General features: G+C 71.5%; 2 protein-coding genes. Both read left to right on the forward strand.

The features are described from left to right. Positions 1 to 213 (forward strand): DUF6916 family protein (locus tag GTP90_RS36135; RefSeq protein ID WP_161087971.1); only part of this gene is annotated, 213 nt, incomplete at its 5' end. A 40-nt stretch (positions 214 to 253) separates the two neighbouring features. Beyond that, a partial coding sequence (locus GTP90_RS37685) for an ESPR-type extended signal peptide-containing protein (RefSeq protein ID WP_161087972.1) occupies positions 254 to 383 on the forward strand: 130 nt, incomplete at its 3' end.

Consider the following 383-nt stretch of genomic DNA (forward strand, 5'->3'; position numbering starts at 1 on the left):
CGCGAGCTGCCGGCGCGCGCCGGCGCCGCCGCCACGCCCGCCATCGCGCAATTTACGCTGTACTTCGCCGGCCCGGCCGGCGGCGCGCTGGCCGCCGGCAACTACGAAATGGACCACGACCAGATCGGCCGCTTCGCGCTGTACCTGATCCCCGGCGAAAAGCGCACCGGCTCACGCCTCTACCGCGCCGAATTCAGCCTGCTGCTGGCCTGAACACTCCTTCCCCCGCACCCCGAACCCGTACGGACACCCCATGTATAAACACGCCTCCGCCAACCGTTTTTACCGACTCGTCTGGAGTCATGTGCACGCCTGCTGGGTCGCCGTCGCCGAGGGCGCGCGCGGGCAGGGCAAGCGCGGCTCGAGCCGCCGCGCGGCGCGCC

It is taken from the genome of Duganella vulcania (assembly GCF_009857655.1).
GTDB classification, from domain to species: domain Bacteria; phylum Pseudomonadota; class Gammaproteobacteria; order Burkholderiales; family Burkholderiaceae_D; genus Rugamonas; species Rugamonas vulcania.